This window comes from Gilliamella sp. Pas-s25 (genome assembly GCF_009795885.1).
In the GTDB taxonomy this organism is placed as follows: Bacteria; Pseudomonadota; Gammaproteobacteria; order Enterobacterales; family Orbaceae; genus Gilliamella.
In genome coordinates, this window is record NZ_WTEV01000001.1 from 1 (window position 1) to 15,030 (window position 15,030).

Consider the following 15,030-nt stretch of genomic DNA (forward strand, 5'->3'; position numbering starts at 1 on the left):
AAATTTTTTGACCATGATATTTGTCTCCTATGATTTTTGTTTATATCATAGAGGCAACTTTTGTCCACTTTTTTGGCGAGGATCAAAAAGTATACCGTTACACTGTATAAGTGGTTTAGAAAATTAGTTTAAACAGAAAAAATACCTTATTCAAGTTAAAACCTGCGTCAGAGGTTGAGACTCTTTATAGTTCATTCAATTGTTCAATACAGAATAAGTGGCTTAGCAGTATCGTTGAATAAGCGAAAAAAAACGGAACTCACATGTTCCGTTTTTTTTGTATGCTAAATCCTTGTATTTACTCGGCCAAAGAAAATATAGGCAATAACCGCTAGAAAACCAAAAGCCAGAGACACAAAAAACATTGCCTGATAAGCGCAGTTTATTGAAAGTATTTGATGTTGAGTGAGGTTGATTAATATTCCTGATAGTACGCCTCCAAATGCACCACCAATTTGCTGTGTAACACGCGTGATAGCGCTCGTGTCCTTAATTTGATTTTTATCACAGAACTCAAATGGAGAAGAGAGAACAGCAATCGTGGCGACGCCTAATCCGGAACCTCGAACAGTAAAACCGATAATTTCAAAGGCGTTGCCACCTACTTGAATTATTAATATACTTATTGCTGATATTATTAATCCTACACCAATAATTAGAAATGAATTTATCTCACTTAGAGATTTATAAATAAATTTTCTAGCCAACCAGGCACCTACACCTTGTAGAGCTAGCAACATACCAATATATGTAATAGATATATTATCATTTATTGCTTGTATTAAAGGAAAAAAAATCATGAAACCAAAAAAGATAAGTGACGTCAGAAATCCCATAATTATTGCGAACGAATATTGAATACAACTAAATGAACTTAAATCGATCAGTTTACTGTCTGACTTGTTATTAATAATAAGCGAAACCATCATCAAACCAATACCTAAAACTAGCATAATAATATTAAAAATATCAAAAAAATGCCCAGAAGTGATATTTTTAATAGAGATGAAAAATATTATTAAAGCAATTAAAAATGTCATTAATACATAAATATTCATATTGTATTTAGACGTTTTATTATCAGGCATTGTCGTTCTACCAAATAAAAAAGCCATAAGTACTAAAGGTATGTTGATAAAAAAAGCTATTCTCCAATTTAACTGTTCTGATATGATTGCTCCAAAAATTGGCCCTAGTGCAGGGGCAAAGACTGACGGAATAGCAATCAATGCCATAACCGGTTTTAGTCTTTCCTTACCAAAATAAGTTGCTATTGTAGATTGAGTAATAGGAATTAAAATTCCTGCACCAAAACCTTGTAGACATCTATACAAGATTAAAGAAACCAGATTATATGAAAATCCAACTAATATAGAACCAACAAGAAAGACTAAAATTGAGCATACCCATGCTTTCTTGAGTCCAAAATTTTCATGTACATAAGGTGATAGTAATATGCCAGCTGCGCAAGCAAGCATATATATGGTAACAGCCCATTGCATATAAGCATAAGAGGCATTAATGTCATTCGAAATTGAGGGTAAAATAACATTAACAATACTGCTATCTAATAATGGCAATATACTAGATAGTGTCATAGCAAACACTAACTTTCTTTCTGAGGTTGTCAGGTCAATCGATTGTTTCATATTAAACTCTTTCCAGATTATATTGAGTTGCGCCTCGTGTATATATTCCACCGAACGTTGGTGGTGTAATTTCTTTATAATTTTTAAGTATTAAAACTAATTTTTGAAGGGCGATATTTAATTGCATATTTGTAAATTGAGCACCAATACAAGCATGAATTCCCACTCCATATGAAAGATGTTCCTTAAATTCTCTTCGTGGATTGAATGTGTTTGGATGTTCAAAATATTTTTCATCTCTATTTGCTGATGGTATTAAGGAAAATATTAAATCTCCTTTTTTTAAGTTAACACCTTCAACACAACTATCATCCTCGACTTGGCGTGGAATTAAATGAACAGGTGGTGTAATACGTAAGCTTTCCTGCAAGATACTATTAGTGCTGCAATCATTGGAGATAACAAGATCAATATGAGATTCATTTCTATAAAGGTGATAGATACAATTTGCTAAAACTTTATCAACTGGTTCTGAAGCTGCAAGTAAGATGTTTAATGAAAGTGCGACTATCTCACTATCACTTAATATTTCACTTTTATTACTATTATGAATAATAAAATAAATAATATCATCTCCAGCACACTTTTTACGTTCATCGATTAAATCCAATATCACTTTTTCCAATTCTTCAGATGCAAATAGTGCGATATCTTCAGTAAACATGTTTTCCTTTCATTTTATACCTCTTTCTAGACAGCTAGCTACTAAAAATATATATAACATTAATAATTTCAATTGCTTATATTAAATAATATTTTTTTAAATCATTCATGATTTATTGCTAATTTATTTTTAATATATATAGTTATATTTATTTTATTTGAATTAAGTTGGGCTAATTTAGGATAGTTAGTAAAACAAAAATTTACTAACTAATTCCAGCCACAAAATATTACTTAGAGGCCATATAAATGAATATTTCACTCATTTCGCCAGAGGTCGCTTCTTCTGATAGCGAACCTATGATTATATCGGCATCACTCAAATCCCCATCAGTGAAAGTAACAGAACGTCATCATCACTCGAGAGGACAACTAGCTGGTACATTACAAGGTTTAATTTCAATTGAAGTGGAAAGTAGTCAATGGGTAATACCCGCAACTCATGGTATATGGATACCTCCAGATACACAGCATTCTCTTCTCGGATCACATGGACCATTCCACGGATGGAGTATCTATATACAAAAAAGCGAATGTAATAATCTGCCGAATAAACCCTGCATGCTAGAATTATCTAGTCTATTGCGTGAAGCAATTACCCGAACCATGACATGGAATAATTCAGAATTGCAACCCGAGCATAAGCGATTGATGGCAGTGATTGTCGACGAGATTAGTATAATACCTCAAGTTGATATAGCACTCCCAATGCCAAAAGATATTCGTTTGTTAAAAATTGCTTTAGCTTTGTCTAATAATCCTAGTGATGATAGAAACATTAATGAATGGAGCGTTTGGGCTGGGATTTCTCGACGCTCATTAACTCGTCGATTTACAAATGAAACTGGATTTAATTTCACAGAATGGCGACAGAAACTACGTATGTTAAAAGCTTTAGAGTTGCTTGTTGCGGGCAGACCTATCACAGAAATTTCTTTAAATTTAGGTTATGATAATATTAGTGGTTTTATTGCTATTTTCCGTCGAAATTTCGGGGTAACTCCAGGTAACTATCAAAAAGCAATGAGAAATAACCACCCATGGAGAAACTTTAATGACACTATCATTCAAAATGATAATTATATTAATAATAAATTAATAAAATAAAACTTTTTCAGGTTTCATAACCTCAGTATATATTGAGAAGATCTCTACACATCACACTGTAACGGTATACTTTTCCTGTCCATCCAATGACAATACCGATACCATGTCACTAGTATTATTACCATCAATTTTAAAAATATAGCGATTATGAGGCACACCGTTCACCAAAGCAGTGAGAGTGTTTGCCATTTGTTTCATCGTATCCATGATCATTCCTTTATTATTATGTAGACTAATTTTTTACTTGTTATAAGTTTAATTAGCTCTTTAACTAATCGGTAACGATAAACGATATTACTTAATTAAAATACGATGTTTTTTTGATCGGATCAATCATTTTTACATTTCAACAATATTTGACAGTCAAAGTCAAGATTGATTCAGTTAGTAGTATATAAACGATAATACAGTGTATTTTAGGTATGCAATGCCTGAAATACTCTGTACAAACAGTAATGTTTTCCACACATAATGTCATTATTATCAATTATTAAAGCTCGTTTAAGTTGTGATGGTCTCAGTCCCAAACTAGATAAACATGTTCTGCTAAAATGAGCCGAATCAGAAAATCCCATATCACTGGCTAATGTTGTCAGTGTTGTAGGGGAGTCAAGTATATCAATTACATCCTGTAATCTTTTCCACAATAGATAACCCCTGAAATTAATACCCAACTCAGAACGAAAAAGATGAAGAAAGCGACTTTCAGAAAGGTGTATTTTTTCAGCGATTTCCCTCGATGAAATTTGCTTTATGGGTAATGATGAAATAATAGAGACGGCTTTATTAATGCGGTTATCTTGATCACATGAACAACTGGGATCTGACTCACATAATAGCTTATAGACGTGATAAAGATCAAATGGTTGGCTAATAGTAACAGATTTCATAAAATAATTGGCAATTTTTAATGCTTCTTCGTTAGTAAGAAAATAAACAGGGTTAATGTCAGTAAAATGCGATAATAAGTGATAATAGGGATCTTCTGGGTCAATAAGCAAATTAATACAACAGACATCTGGTGCGCTCAGTTTATGGGGAAGATTTGAGTGAATAATAAAACCAAATACATCTTTTTTTTCATCTGGTGTTTCTAGCTCAAAAGACATATTGTGCAATGATATTGTCAATTGAAGAGAAGGGTGACGATGCCAATCCGTCGTGATATTATATATAAAAAACAATGTAGATAAATTTTGTCGGTGTACTTTAACTAACAAATCATTGCCTAACATGATATTTTATCCTTGCTAAATAAACATCCTTGTTATTAAAATAAGTAACATAAACCATATAAAAAGACTATGCATATATTCATAATTTGATTAACTTAAACCAACTAAAGGATAACACATATCATGTATAAAGTTAATCAAGAACAATACAAACGTATTTTTGGCTATTTTAAACCTATCACCAAAAACTTTATTATAAGATCTCAAAATATTTCGCAATCTTTTTGCCATTTTTCAGTAGATAATTTTAATATTAATAATTTTGATTATTTACCATTAAAATTAAAAAAAGATATTCAATACTTTCCAGTAAGAAGAAAAATAGAGTTCTTAGCCGGTAGAGTGTGTTCTGCTACGGCATTAGAAAACTTATTGCATGATGGAGAGTATTACTGGAGACTAAAAAGCTCCAACGGAGCAGTTTTATGGCCTAAAAACATAGCTGGTTCAATATCGCACTCTAATAATTTTGTAACTGCGGTTACACTAAAACACTCAAAGGAGTGTTCAAAGCATAGGAGTTGATATAGAAAAAATAATGTCCACTCAAAAAGCAATTGATTTAAGTCACACGATCCTAAAATGCCCTACTCCCTGTGACATGATAATGGACATAACACATTACATCACTTTGGTATTTTCAGCCCAAGAGAGTTTATATAAGGCGTTTAGCTCCACTGGTATTACACTTTCATATGAAGATGTCTTTTGCATAGATGTAAACAAAGAAAAAAAATATGTACATTACATGTTGGTAATCCGATCAATAAAGTTTTTGAAGTTCATTTTTATTTTTCAAAATATTATAATCTTGTTATGACTTATGTATTTATCTAACCGGCTATTTTTCTATTTCACTCTTTGATGTAATAGATGATTTTGCAAACCAAACAACTATGATTAGTAGTAGAAAAATAATTCCATATAGCCAAAAAATTTCGTTGGTTGCGATTACCAGTCCCTGATTAGTAATATTTTGTGCTAGTTTTGCCGAAGCTTGAGTTTCAGAAAATCCGAGCAACTGAAACTGCTGATATGAGTACTCTAGCGTTTGTATATTTTGATTCATCAAATCAGTTAATTGATTGTGATGAATGGCTTCACGATGTTCCCACAATGAATTTGTTAAAGAAGTGCCAATGGAAGTAGATAATGTTCTAAAAAAATTAAATAAACTCCCTGCTGCCGCTAACTTGTGAGAAGGTATATCAGATAAAATTATTATATTCAAAGGCATAACAAAACAAGCTATCGCAAATCCTTGAAAGAATTGGGGCCAGGCAGAACTCGAAAAATCCATATTAGGCTCAAATGAGTAAGCTCTCCAAAAAAAACATAAAGCAAAAACAATGAAACCAAAAGTCACAAGCTTCCTCATATCTAGATGAGGAACAAAACGGCCGACTATTGGAGCAAGAACGATAGGAACCAAACCGATGGGAGACAATGCTAACCCTGCCCACGTTGCCGTATAACCAAAAACCCGTTGTAATAGTTGTGGCTGTATAACTAATGTTCCTATATGTAGCAAAAATGCCAAGCTTATGCAAATCGTCCCTACTGTGAAATTTCTTGATTTAAATAAAGATAAATCAACAATAGGATGCTTTGATGCCATTTCCCAAAGAACAAAAAAAGAAAGTGTGACTAACGTTACCACAGATAAAATAATAATTTCAGATGAATTAAACCAATCCAGCTCTTTCCCTCTATCTAAAATAAGCTGTAAGCTACCGACACCTAATACTAATAAAGCAAGCCCGATAGTGTCTATTGGCGATTTACTTATCTCTGTTTCTCGTCCTTTTAATAATATTTTAATACTTATCCAAGCTATCAGACCAATTGGTACATTTAGTAAAAAAATCCAGCCCCAAAATAAATTATCACTTATCCATCCACCTAAAATAGGACCGCAGACGGGAGCAATAATGATAGTCATCGACCATATTGCTAAAGACATATTTTTTTTGGACTTTGGAGAGTTAGCCAATAACAAACTTTGTGAAAGTGGGATAATTGGACCAGAAACAGCGCCTTGTAGTATTCGTGAAATAATCAACATTTCAAGGCTGTTGGAGATACCACATAGCCAAGAGGTTACAACAAACATCAAAATTGAAAACAAAAACAACTTAACTTCCCCAAAGTACTTAGCTAGCCATCCAGATAAAGGAATTGAAATGGCATTGGAAACAGCAAACGATGTAATTACCCATGTTGCTTGGCTAGTTGATGTTCCAAGGTTTCCTGCAATAGTGGAAAGTGCTACGTTGGCAATAGTTAAATCTAAAATTTGTAAAAAAGCGACTGTTGCCAATGCAACAATGAGCCCAATAAATTTGGGGCCTGATAGATGTAATGAGGACATTTTATTACTCACTGAATATTACTCTCTGAAATTAAGTTATTTTGCATAATTTCTCGGACTAGTTGCTTGAATTCATCTAAGTCGTAAGTAAGTACATCTGTCTGATATTTAATTTCTTGAGGTGAAATATCAGTAAGTAATTTCCCACTGTCGTCACTGGTATCAACTGTTACATACATAGATAACCCTATCCGTAATGGATATTTGTTAATTTGCTCTTTATTCAATTCAATACGAACAGGCAAGCGCTGAATTACTTTAATCCAATTTCCTGTTGCATTTTGTGCTGGTAATAATGAAAAAGCACTTCCCGTTCCCATAGCAATTCCTGTAATTACCCCGTCGAATTTAATATCATCTCCGTAATAATCACTAGTTAACGTAACTTTCTGTCCTAATCGAATGTGTTTTAGTTGAACTTCTTTAAAGTTAGCCTCTACCCAAACTTGCTCCAAAGGAACAATAACTAATAATCGTTCCCCTCTATTAACCTGTGCTCCAATTTGCACTTGGCGCCTTGACACATACCCAGTGACAGGCGAAACAATTGTTACTCGTTTTAAGTTAAGCCAGGCTTCCTTTAGTTTAGAAATCGCTTGCTGAATACTTGGATGCTCGAATAATGAATTCTGCATTAATAGGGCATTATTAATTTCTAACTCTTGCTTGGAAATTTTTAAGTCATTTGACGCAATTAATACATTTTGCCTAGCATGATCTATTTCTTCTTGTGAAATAGCATCACGTGACCAAAGGCTTTCTCTCCGAGCTAAATCTTTTTCTAATTTATCTAATGTCGCTTGCTTTAATTGAATACTTGCTAGCAATTTTTCAGTTGTCAGTTTGATCTGTTGAGTTTCTCTTATTACCTTGGCTAATTCATTTTTTGCATAACTAAAATTATTTTCAGCATCAATTGATTCTAATTTAGCGATTACATCATTTTCTCTCACAAAGTCATTATCATCAACGTAAATGGAGGAGATTCCTCCGCTTATTTGAGTATGAATTGGAACCTGATTTCCCATAACATATGCATTATCTGTAGATTGTATGAACCGAGAAAACATATACCAAAAAATAAAGTATCCCATCCCCAAAATTAAGAAAATAACAGATAAAATAATCAATTTTTTATATCGTGTTAAACCCTTCAACGGTCGACCATCGGTGTTTTTTTCCATCGTATACTCCATTTACATATTTCATTTTAATCCTTGCTTCTATGAACAGAATCATAATATGCAGTTTCATTAAGCAGACATTCCACCATCAATAACGAGAGTTTGACCTGTGATATAATTACCCCCACAACCGAGTAAAAAATTCACAGACATAGTCACTTCTTTGGTTGAACCTATACGACCCAATGGAATTTTTTTGATCATATTTTTGTATGCATTACTCGACAAATTTTTACTCATGTCCGTTTCAATAAGACCTGGAGCTATTGAATTGACCCGAATATTAAAACGACCTAATTCAACAGCCAATGGATGAGTCATACCAATCATTGCAGCTTTTGACGCAGCATAATTTACTTGCCCTGTATTACCTTTAAATGCAGTTACTGAACTAATAAAGAGAATACAGCCATCTCCTTGACTAATCATATGAGGTAAAAAAGCTTTATTGACTAAATAGCTAGACAAAACATTATTATTCATTAGATCTAACCATGTCTTTTCTTCCATGTTTATAAACAAGTTGTCTTTAGTAATTCCTGCATTATTAATCACTGCGTAAGGAGCACCGAATAATGAAATACATTCTTTTGCTACATGGTTAACTTCCTTTGCTATAGAGACATCGCATTGATAAGCTCTGCATTGCTTACCTTGTAAAGCCAAAGATTCACATAACTCAAGCGCTTCCTCTTTGCTGTTTTTATAAGTGAATACAATACTAAATCCTTCTCTAGCCAGTTCTGAAACAATTTCAGCTCCAATGCCTCGTGAACCACCCGAAACAAAAAACCATTTATTTTCCATTATGTTATCCTATCTCTTGTTTGGTTACTAGATTGTGAAAAGCTAACAGCATTGTATAAATGGGTAAGTAATATTGTCTTGAACAAATAAGCTGACTTCATTTTATAAAAAAAGTCATTGATTTATTTAACTCTCTATATTTCAAATAGTTATTTATTCTTTGACAATTATTTTCATTTAAAAAAAAGAATGAGAGATCGAATATAGCTAGTTTATTCAATTAAATAACCCTTGAATTGATATATGCTCACCCAACAGATATCAATTAGAGGATAAAATTCATGACTTACGACTGTGTAATCATTGGTGCTGGACAAGCTGGCTGTGTTTAGCGTCATTTCTGACTAAAAAAATATCACGGTTCTTATATTAGAAAGAGATGAACGTATAGGAGACGTCTGGCGTAGACGACCAGATAGTATGCGGTTGTTTACACCAAGAGCAATGAATCAGCTACCAGGCTTAATTATGGTTGGTGATCAAAAAGGGTATCCAGATAAGCATGAAGTGGCTGATTACTTGGAGTTTTATGCTCAACATAACAAATTACATGTATTGCTAAATAAAAATGTATATTCAGTAGAATATAATGATCAAATTTATTCTTTAAAAACTCAAGATGGAGAAACATTTCAAGCAAAGTGTTTGGTCAATGCAACAGGGGCAAATCAGAAAGTTAATGTTCTTGATATTTCCAGAGATATTTCAGCAGAGATACAGCAGCTGACAATAGATCAGTATCAAAATCCAAAACAACTGTCTTCACAAAATATTGCAATAATTGGTGATGGTTCTGGTGGTCGCCAAGTTGCCAAAGAGCTAGCTAAAACACATAATGTAACTTTGTTTTGTGGCTCACCTCGTCCATTTGCTCCCCAGGAACTGTTTGGAATAAACACTGATCCTCGCCAAAAAAGTGGACAAAAGTTGCCTCTATGATATAAACAAAAATCATAGGAGACAAATATCATGGTCAAAAAATTTAGTATCGAATTCAAACAACAATCGGTGGATTATGCGTTATCTAATGCACACCTTTCTATCAGCGAACTTGCCAACCATCTAGGTGTGGGTAAATCAACCCTAGATAAATGGATTAGGCAACTTTCCCCGAATAAAACCAGCCGTCGAGAGTTAACGGCTGAGCAACAGCGGATTATGGCGTTAGAAAAAGAGATTAAAGAACTGAAAATGGCCAATGATATACTAAAAAAGGCGCATGTGTACTTCATCAACAATCCAAGTCGGTGAAGTACGCTTATATGAAAAATCATTTAACCTGCTATCCCGTTACTAAGATATGCTCATTACTTGGTGTCAGTTCATCGGGTTATTATGCTTGGTTAAAAAGAGCAAACAAATCAGCCAAACTCAGCGAGTATATTAAAAAGCAGTATTGGCAACATAAGGCCCGTTTGGGTGCGCCAAGCCTGCTTCATGATGCTAGGGAAGCGGGCTATCAAGTTTCAGAAAGGACAATTAGCCGTGTTTTGCAACAATTGGGATTACGGAGTAAAGCAGCACGTAAATTCAAGTATAAAACAGACACGGCTCATCGCAATATTGCGCCCAACACGTTAGATAGGCAATTTAACCCTGATAAGCCGAATACGACATGGGTAACCGATATTACTTATATTAAAACGGGTGAAGGTTGGTTATATTTGTCGGTGATTATCGATTTATATGGACGAAAAGTGATTGCTAGGCAAACGAGTCGCTATATAGACCGTCATTTAGTGTGTAATACATTAAAACAAGCCTTATTTCGGCGTCACTTTCCTAAAAATGTACTCATTCATAGTGACCAAGGAAGCCAATATTGCAGTGCTGATTTCAAGCAGTTATTGTTACAATATGGACTCAGGCAAAGCATGAGTCGAAGAGGAAATTGCTTTGATAATGCGGTTGTTGAAAGTTTTTTTCATACACTCAAAACACACATTATTCATGACTGTTACTACAAAACGAGGAAACTGGCTAATAAAGCACTATTTGAATATATTGAAATCTATTATAATCGGATACGCCGTCATTCAGCTAATGGCTGGGTATCACCTGAACAATATGAACAACAATATTACCAAAACGAAAAAATGATAGAGGTGGGCACTGTCTAATATTTTGGCGAGGATCAAAGTCTTTGGTAAATGTAAAGTAAGAAAGCAGATCATGGCGCAAAGCAGACTTAGCTATTGATGTGGATACTCACGAAGCTATTAGTACGGAAGCCAGCCTTGTCAATGTTGGCGATATTGAAGTGCAAAGTCTTGCTAGAGCAAATCATAATGAAAATAGGAAACAAATTGGGTAATGCTGCATCTAAAATCGAAGTAAAACCATACTCTTCACTCTATGCCTCTGAAATATGCGATTTGTTTCATTCGTCTATTCATGCTATTGATACCGATATTTACAGCAAAGCACAGCAAGAAGCATGGTGCTCAACACCACCAGATTATCAGAAGTGGTTAGAACGTTTAAATAACACTCAGCCTTGGATGGCTATCTTTGGCTCAAGCCTTGCGGGGTTTGTTGAACTTGGAGATGATGGTTACATAGACTGTCTGTACGTGCATCCTGACTTTCAAAAGCGTGGCATAGCTAGAAAACTCTATGACCATGTGCTTGACTTGGCCCACCAGAAAAAGCTTACACAATTAAGTGTAGATGCTTCAAAAGTGGCCATGCCAATTTTCAAAAAATGGGGTTTTAAAATAGAGTGGGCTAACAAAATATCCAGAGAAAATCAGGTACTGATAAATTACCATATGTATAAACTACTTTGATTTTTATTGAGACCTTTGTACAGTAAAGCTTCACTCAAACTAAATTTTTAACCGCGCTTTTTTGAGGCATTTGGGTTTATATTTAGATCTAAATACCTCTAGATAAGTTACTATTTATTGCCATTTCCCTGTTTTAGGCACAACTTTCCTGCTGTACAGATAACCCTCGTTTGATATCAAAGTTCAATAAGCTGCCTGAAAGATGAGCTTGGATTAGTTCTGTCAATGGAGTTTCAAATTAAACCGTATTTACGAAACCAAAGAATAAGTAGAAAACTTTATGAATAGAGGTGGGCACTGTCTAATATTTTGGCGAGGATCATCTCAACAAGGAGGATATTTACAGTTTTTAAAAAGTCATATTTATCAGTATGGTCCAAGCATTCTTAGAAATAAAGAAAACCTAGAGATGGCGTTATGGCGACTATACAATGATCACTATATTGATTATTATCCTAATGCAAAACCAGCCTTTATTGTATTACGAGGAAAGCTTTCAGGTCGGCATTAGTAAGAATTGGTTTGACATATTGTTTGTTAACAGGAGTTTATCTATACTGATATCAATAAAAAAGTAGTGCAATTGCACTGCTTTTTTTTGCTCCTCACTAACTCTTTTTTACACTTTACTCTTATGGTAGCTAGACAACTAATCAAAATAGTGCAGATTGTCTTGTTAAAAATATTTTAATTCTAGAAAAAAACAAAGGCTGTGAAATTGAATAGATACCAGATTTTTATCAAAATCTTTTTATCTCTTACTCGATAAAATAAGAAGAACTTATTTTTTGTCGAAAAACACTCTTCCTAATATTATTTGGTTCGATGTGAAGTTATGTTTATTTGTTGAGAGCCAACCGTGATGCATGTCAAATTGTAGGAAAATTTTTATATCACATAAAACACAGCTAATTTTGCTAATTTAGCAGAATTAGCACACTAATGAATGATAATATAAAAATTACTTAATACATTGATGGTAACCTGCGTAAAGATATTTGTACAATATAATCTAATACAAAATGGCATACTGAATAACATCTTCATTTTATCTTGTTGGTTTTTAAGAAGTATTTAGGAAAGATGGCGGAAGCGCAGAGATTCGAACTCTGGGAGGGTCTCCCCTCGCCGGTTTTCAAGACCGGTGCTTTCAACCGCTCAGCCACACTTCCGCAATGGCTGTGAATATTAAAGTAGACTTGCTGATTTGTAAATAGCTATTTTAAGATTTTTTATCGTTTGCTTTAAATTTCATCAAATTTTGTGGGAATTAAGCAAACGGTGAGGTATTTGCCTGCAAAATTAGTGTTGGATTTTGATTAATTGGGTATAATACAACATAAATTAAATAGCGTACTTTGAAAAATGTTAGAACAGATAGAAACCGATGATAACGGTTATTTAAAAAATTGGCAGGATTGGACTGTCGATTTGGTTCCAGAATTGGCTTCCAAAGAGTCCATTGATTTAACCGATGCACATTGGGAAGTGATTTTATTTGTTCGTGATTTTTACTTAGAATATAAAACCTCACCAGCTATACGCGCGTTAGTTAAAGCGATGGAAAAAAAGTTTGGTGCAGAAAAGGGTAATAGTCGTTATTTGTATAAGTTATTTCCCGATGGTCCAGCTAAACAAGCAACAAAACTTGCTGGCTTACCAAAACCAGTTAAATGTATATAGATAAGGGATAAGACTAAATTCATGAGAAGATGGAAGCTCCCTTTATTGTTATTGGTTATACTAGGTTATCTACAGTATTCTTTGTGGTATGGAAAAAATAACGTGTACGACTATCAAAGCAATGTAGAAATGCTAGTCAATTTGCGTGCTGATAACGAGAAGTTAAAGGCTCGTAACGAACAGATGTTTGCTGAAATTGATGATTTACAACGTGGCTATGAAGCAATAGAGGAGCGCGCACGTAGCCATTTAGGGATGGTTAAATCTAATGAATATTTTTATCGAATTATAATTGATTCGGATACAAAAAAACGATAATGCATAACGTAAATAATCTTCATGATATCATCGCTATTGTGCCGGCAGCAGGAGTTGGTTGCCGTATGAATAGCCAAACCCCCAAACAATATCTAGAAATTGGTTCAAAGACGATTTTAGAACATACACTCAATAAATTATTAACGCACCCTCAAATTGCGAAAGTTATTGTTGTGATCAGCCCGGAAGATAACTTATTTAATACCCTTTCGATCGCCTTACACGATAAGATTAAAGTCACTTTAGGTGGTAAAACTCGCGCTGATTCTGTGTTAGCCGGTTTACAACTGCTAAATGATCAGCAGTGGGCTTTAGTTCATGATGCAGCAAGGCCTTGTGTTGATCATGATGATATTACTCGGTTAATCACAACGGTAATAAATAAAAAACAAGGAGGCTTATTAGCTACTCGTGTGAGTGATACAATAAAACGAGCATATCAAGATAATGATACCGTTGTTGATTATTCTGAAGATCGAACTTATTTATGGGGGGCAGCAACGCCTCAACTATTTAATGCTGGTGAATTAAAATCATGTTTGCAACAAGCTTTAAATCATCATGTTGCCATTACAGATGAAGCTTCAGCGATTGAATATTGTGGCGGTCACCCTTTATTGATTGAATGTCGCCGAGACAATATAAAAATAACGCGTCCTGAAGATTTAGCATTGGCTACTTTTTATTTGACTAAGCAGATTCCAAATAGGTGAAAATATGAGAATAGGTCATGGATTTGATGTTCATAAGTTTGGTGGTGAGGGTCCAATCACTCTTGCTGGCGTAAAAATTCCTTATCAATATGGCCTTGTTGCGCATTCTGATGGAGATGTCGTATTACATGCAATAACCGATGCCTTAATTGGTGCATTAGCATTAGGTGATATTGGTAAGCTATTTCCGGACACTGATCCTAAATATAAAGGCATAGATAGTCGTATATTATTGACAGAAGTGTACAGCCTAGTTCAAGCTAAAGGTTATGAACTTGTGAATCTGGATACTACTATCATCGCACAAGAACCCAAAATGCGGCCTCATGTAGATCAAATGCGGGTTAATATCGCTGAAGATCTAAAAGTACATTTTGATCAAATTAGTGTAAAAGCGACAACGACTGAGCAATTAGGATTTACAGGACGTAAAGAGGGCATTGCTTGCCAAGTAGTTGTTTTATTAACCAAAAAGTCCAAAGCAGATTAAATTTAAATATAGGCAATACAA

The 15,030-nt window shown here is 34.1% G+C and carries 18 protein-coding genes, 1 tRNA gene and 1 pseudogene; 12 read left to right on the forward strand and 8 right to left on the reverse strand.

The features are described 5' to 3' along the window. Window positions 1–284 precede the first annotated feature (284 nt). Window positions 285–1,649, reverse strand: coding sequence for an MFS transporter (locus GQ593_RS00005; RefSeq protein WP_160430051.1), 1,365 nt, complete (start codon window positions 1,647–1,649; stop codon window positions 285–287). A 1-nt stretch (window position 1,650) separates the two neighbouring features. Next, window positions 1,651–2,313 carry a cytochrome P450 gene (locus GQ593_RS00010; RefSeq protein ID WP_160430052.1) on the reverse strand — a complete coding sequence of 221 codons (663 nt, stop codon included), beginning with the start codon at window positions 2,311–2,313 and terminating at the stop codon, window positions 1,651–1,653. A 248-nt stretch (window positions 2,314–2,561) separates the two neighbouring features. Between GQ593_RS00010 and GQ593_RS00015 the strand changes: the two genes are divergently transcribed. Then, the gene (locus tag GQ593_RS00015) at window positions 2,562–3,419 is read left to right on the forward strand and encodes an AraC family transcriptional regulator (protein WP_160430053.1); all 858 of its coding nucleotides are present in this window, start codon (window positions 2,562–2,564) and stop codon (window positions 3,417–3,419) included. Between the two features lie 51 nt (window positions 3,420–3,470). Here the strand turns inward: GQ593_RS00015 and GQ593_RS00020 are convergent, their stop codons facing one another. Beyond that, on the reverse strand, window positions 3,471–3,626 hold the full coding sequence (locus GQ593_RS00020; protein WP_160401838.1) for a hypothetical protein: 156 nt from the start codon (window positions 3,624–3,626) through the stop codon (window positions 3,471–3,473). 209 nt (window positions 3,627–3,835) lie between these two features. After that, the gene (locus GQ593_RS00025; RefSeq protein ID WP_160430054.1) at window positions 3,836–4,654 is read right to left on the reverse strand and encodes an AraC family transcriptional regulator; all 819 of its coding nucleotides are present in this window, start codon (window positions 4,652–4,654) and stop codon (window positions 3,836–3,838) included. A 123-nt stretch (window positions 4,655–4,777) separates the two neighbouring features. Here GQ593_RS00025 and GQ593_RS00030 point away from each other — a divergent pair, with 123 nt between their 5' ends. Both GQ593_RS00030 and GQ593_RS14105 read left to right on the forward strand, forming a co-directional pair. Next, complete coding sequence (locus GQ593_RS00030; protein WP_160401836.1) at window positions 4,778–5,179, forward strand: hypothetical protein; 402 nt, start codon at window positions 4,778–4,780, stop codon at window positions 5,177–5,179. A gap of 13 nt (window positions 5,180–5,192) precedes the next feature. Beyond that, window positions 5,193–5,474, forward strand: coding sequence for a hypothetical protein (locus tag GQ593_RS14105; RefSeq protein WP_160430055.1), 282 nt, complete (start codon window positions 5,193–5,195; stop codon window positions 5,472–5,474). A 21-nt stretch (window positions 5,475–5,495) separates the two neighbouring features. On the opposite strand, the gene GQ593_RS00040 is transcribed toward GQ593_RS14105, so the two are convergent. The 3 genes from GQ593_RS00040 to GQ593_RS00050 all read right to left on the reverse strand — a co-directional run bounded on the left by GQ593_RS00040 (window position 5,496) and on the right by GQ593_RS00050 (window position 9,016). Continuing rightward, a complete protein-coding gene (locus GQ593_RS00040; RefSeq protein WP_160401907.1) occupies window positions 5,496–7,025 on the reverse strand; it encodes a DHA2 family efflux MFS transporter permease subunit in 1,530 nt (509 codons plus the stop codon). 8 nt (window positions 7,026–7,033) lie between these two features. Then, window positions 7,034–8,209, reverse strand: coding sequence for an HlyD family secretion protein (locus GQ593_RS00045; RefSeq protein ID WP_160430056.1), 1,176 nt, complete (start codon window positions 8,207–8,209; stop codon window positions 7,034–7,036). Between the two features lie 69 nt (window positions 8,210–8,278). Beyond that, window positions 8,279–9,016 carry a 3-oxoacyl-ACP reductase family protein gene (locus tag GQ593_RS00050; RefSeq protein WP_160430057.1) on the reverse strand — a complete coding sequence of 246 codons (738 nt, stop codon included), beginning with the start codon at window positions 9,014–9,016 and terminating at the stop codon, window positions 8,279–8,281. Window positions 9,017–9,382: 366 nt separating this feature from the next. Between GQ593_RS00050 and GQ593_RS00055 the strand changes: the two genes are divergently transcribed. The 5 genes and pseudogenes from GQ593_RS00055 to GQ593_RS00070 all read left to right on the forward strand — a co-directional run bounded on the left by GQ593_RS00055 (window position 9,383) and on the right by GQ593_RS00070 (window position 12,316). Beyond that, window positions 9,383–9,955 carry an NAD(P)-binding domain-containing protein gene (locus GQ593_RS00055; RefSeq protein WP_337189698.1) on the forward strand — a complete coding sequence of 191 codons (573 nt, stop codon included), beginning with the start codon at window positions 9,383–9,385 and terminating at the stop codon, window positions 9,953–9,955. A 30-nt stretch (window positions 9,956–9,985) separates the two neighbouring features. Beyond that, window positions 9,986–11,136, forward strand: a protein-coding gene (locus tag GQ593_RS00060; RefSeq protein ID WP_160430058.1) for an IS3 family transposase whose coding sequence is annotated in 2 segments (ribosomal slippage) — window positions 9,986–10,232 and window positions 10,232–11,136 — 1,152 coding nt in all. Because the reading frame shifts where the segments join, the coding sequence is not laid out codon by codon here. A gap of 47 nt (window positions 11,137–11,183) precedes the next feature. Continuing rightward, window positions 11,184–11,279: pseudogene (locus GQ593_RS13735) on the forward strand (IS5/IS1182 family transposase); the annotation flags it as partial. A gap of 25 nt (window positions 11,280–11,304) precedes the next feature. Beyond that, window positions 11,305–11,805, forward strand: a complete 501-nt coding sequence (locus tag GQ593_RS00065) for a GNAT family N-acetyltransferase (RefSeq protein ID WP_202115310.1) — start codon at window positions 11,305–11,307, stop codon at window positions 11,803–11,805. Window positions 11,806–12,085: 280 nt separating this feature from the next. Continuing rightward, window positions 12,086–12,316 (forward strand): hypothetical protein, encoded by a 231-nt coding sequence (locus GQ593_RS00070; protein WP_160430059.1) that lies wholly within the window; start codon window positions 12,086–12,088, stop codon window positions 12,314–12,316. 573 nt (window positions 12,317–12,889) lie between these two features. On the opposite strand, the gene GQ593_RS00075 is transcribed toward GQ593_RS00070, so the two are convergent. Then, window positions 12,890–12,977, reverse strand: a tRNA-Ser gene (locus tag GQ593_RS00075). Between the two features lie 193 nt (window positions 12,978–13,170). On the opposite strand from GQ593_RS00075, the gene GQ593_RS00080 reads away from it, so the two are divergent. The 4 genes from GQ593_RS00080 to ispF are packed head-to-tail and all read left to right on the forward strand — an operon-like array spanning window position 13,171 to window position 15,009. Continuing rightward, window positions 13,171–13,488, forward strand: a complete 318-nt coding sequence (locus tag GQ593_RS00080; RefSeq protein WP_160430060.1) for a TusE/DsrC/DsvC family sulfur relay protein — start codon at window positions 13,171–13,173, stop codon at window positions 13,486–13,488. A gap of 21 nt (window positions 13,489–13,509) precedes the next feature. Next, complete coding sequence (gene ftsB, locus GQ593_RS00085) at window positions 13,510–13,806, forward strand: cell division protein FtsB (RefSeq protein WP_160430061.1); 297 nt, start codon at window positions 13,510–13,512, stop codon at window positions 13,804–13,806. Next, a complete protein-coding gene (ispD, locus tag GQ593_RS00090; protein ID WP_160430062.1) occupies window positions 13,806–14,519 on the forward strand; it encodes a 2-C-methyl-D-erythritol 4-phosphate cytidylyltransferase in 714 nt (237 codons plus the stop codon). The genes ftsB and ispD overlap by 1 nt, the downstream gene beginning before the upstream one ends. A 4-nt stretch (window positions 14,520–14,523) precedes the next feature. Next, on the forward strand, window positions 14,524–15,009 hold the full coding sequence (gene ispF / locus GQ593_RS00095) for a 2-C-methyl-D-erythritol 2,4-cyclodiphosphate synthase (protein ID WP_160430063.1): 486 nt from the start codon (window positions 14,524–14,526) through the stop codon (window positions 15,007–15,009). Window positions 15,010–15,030 lie beyond the last annotated feature (21 nt).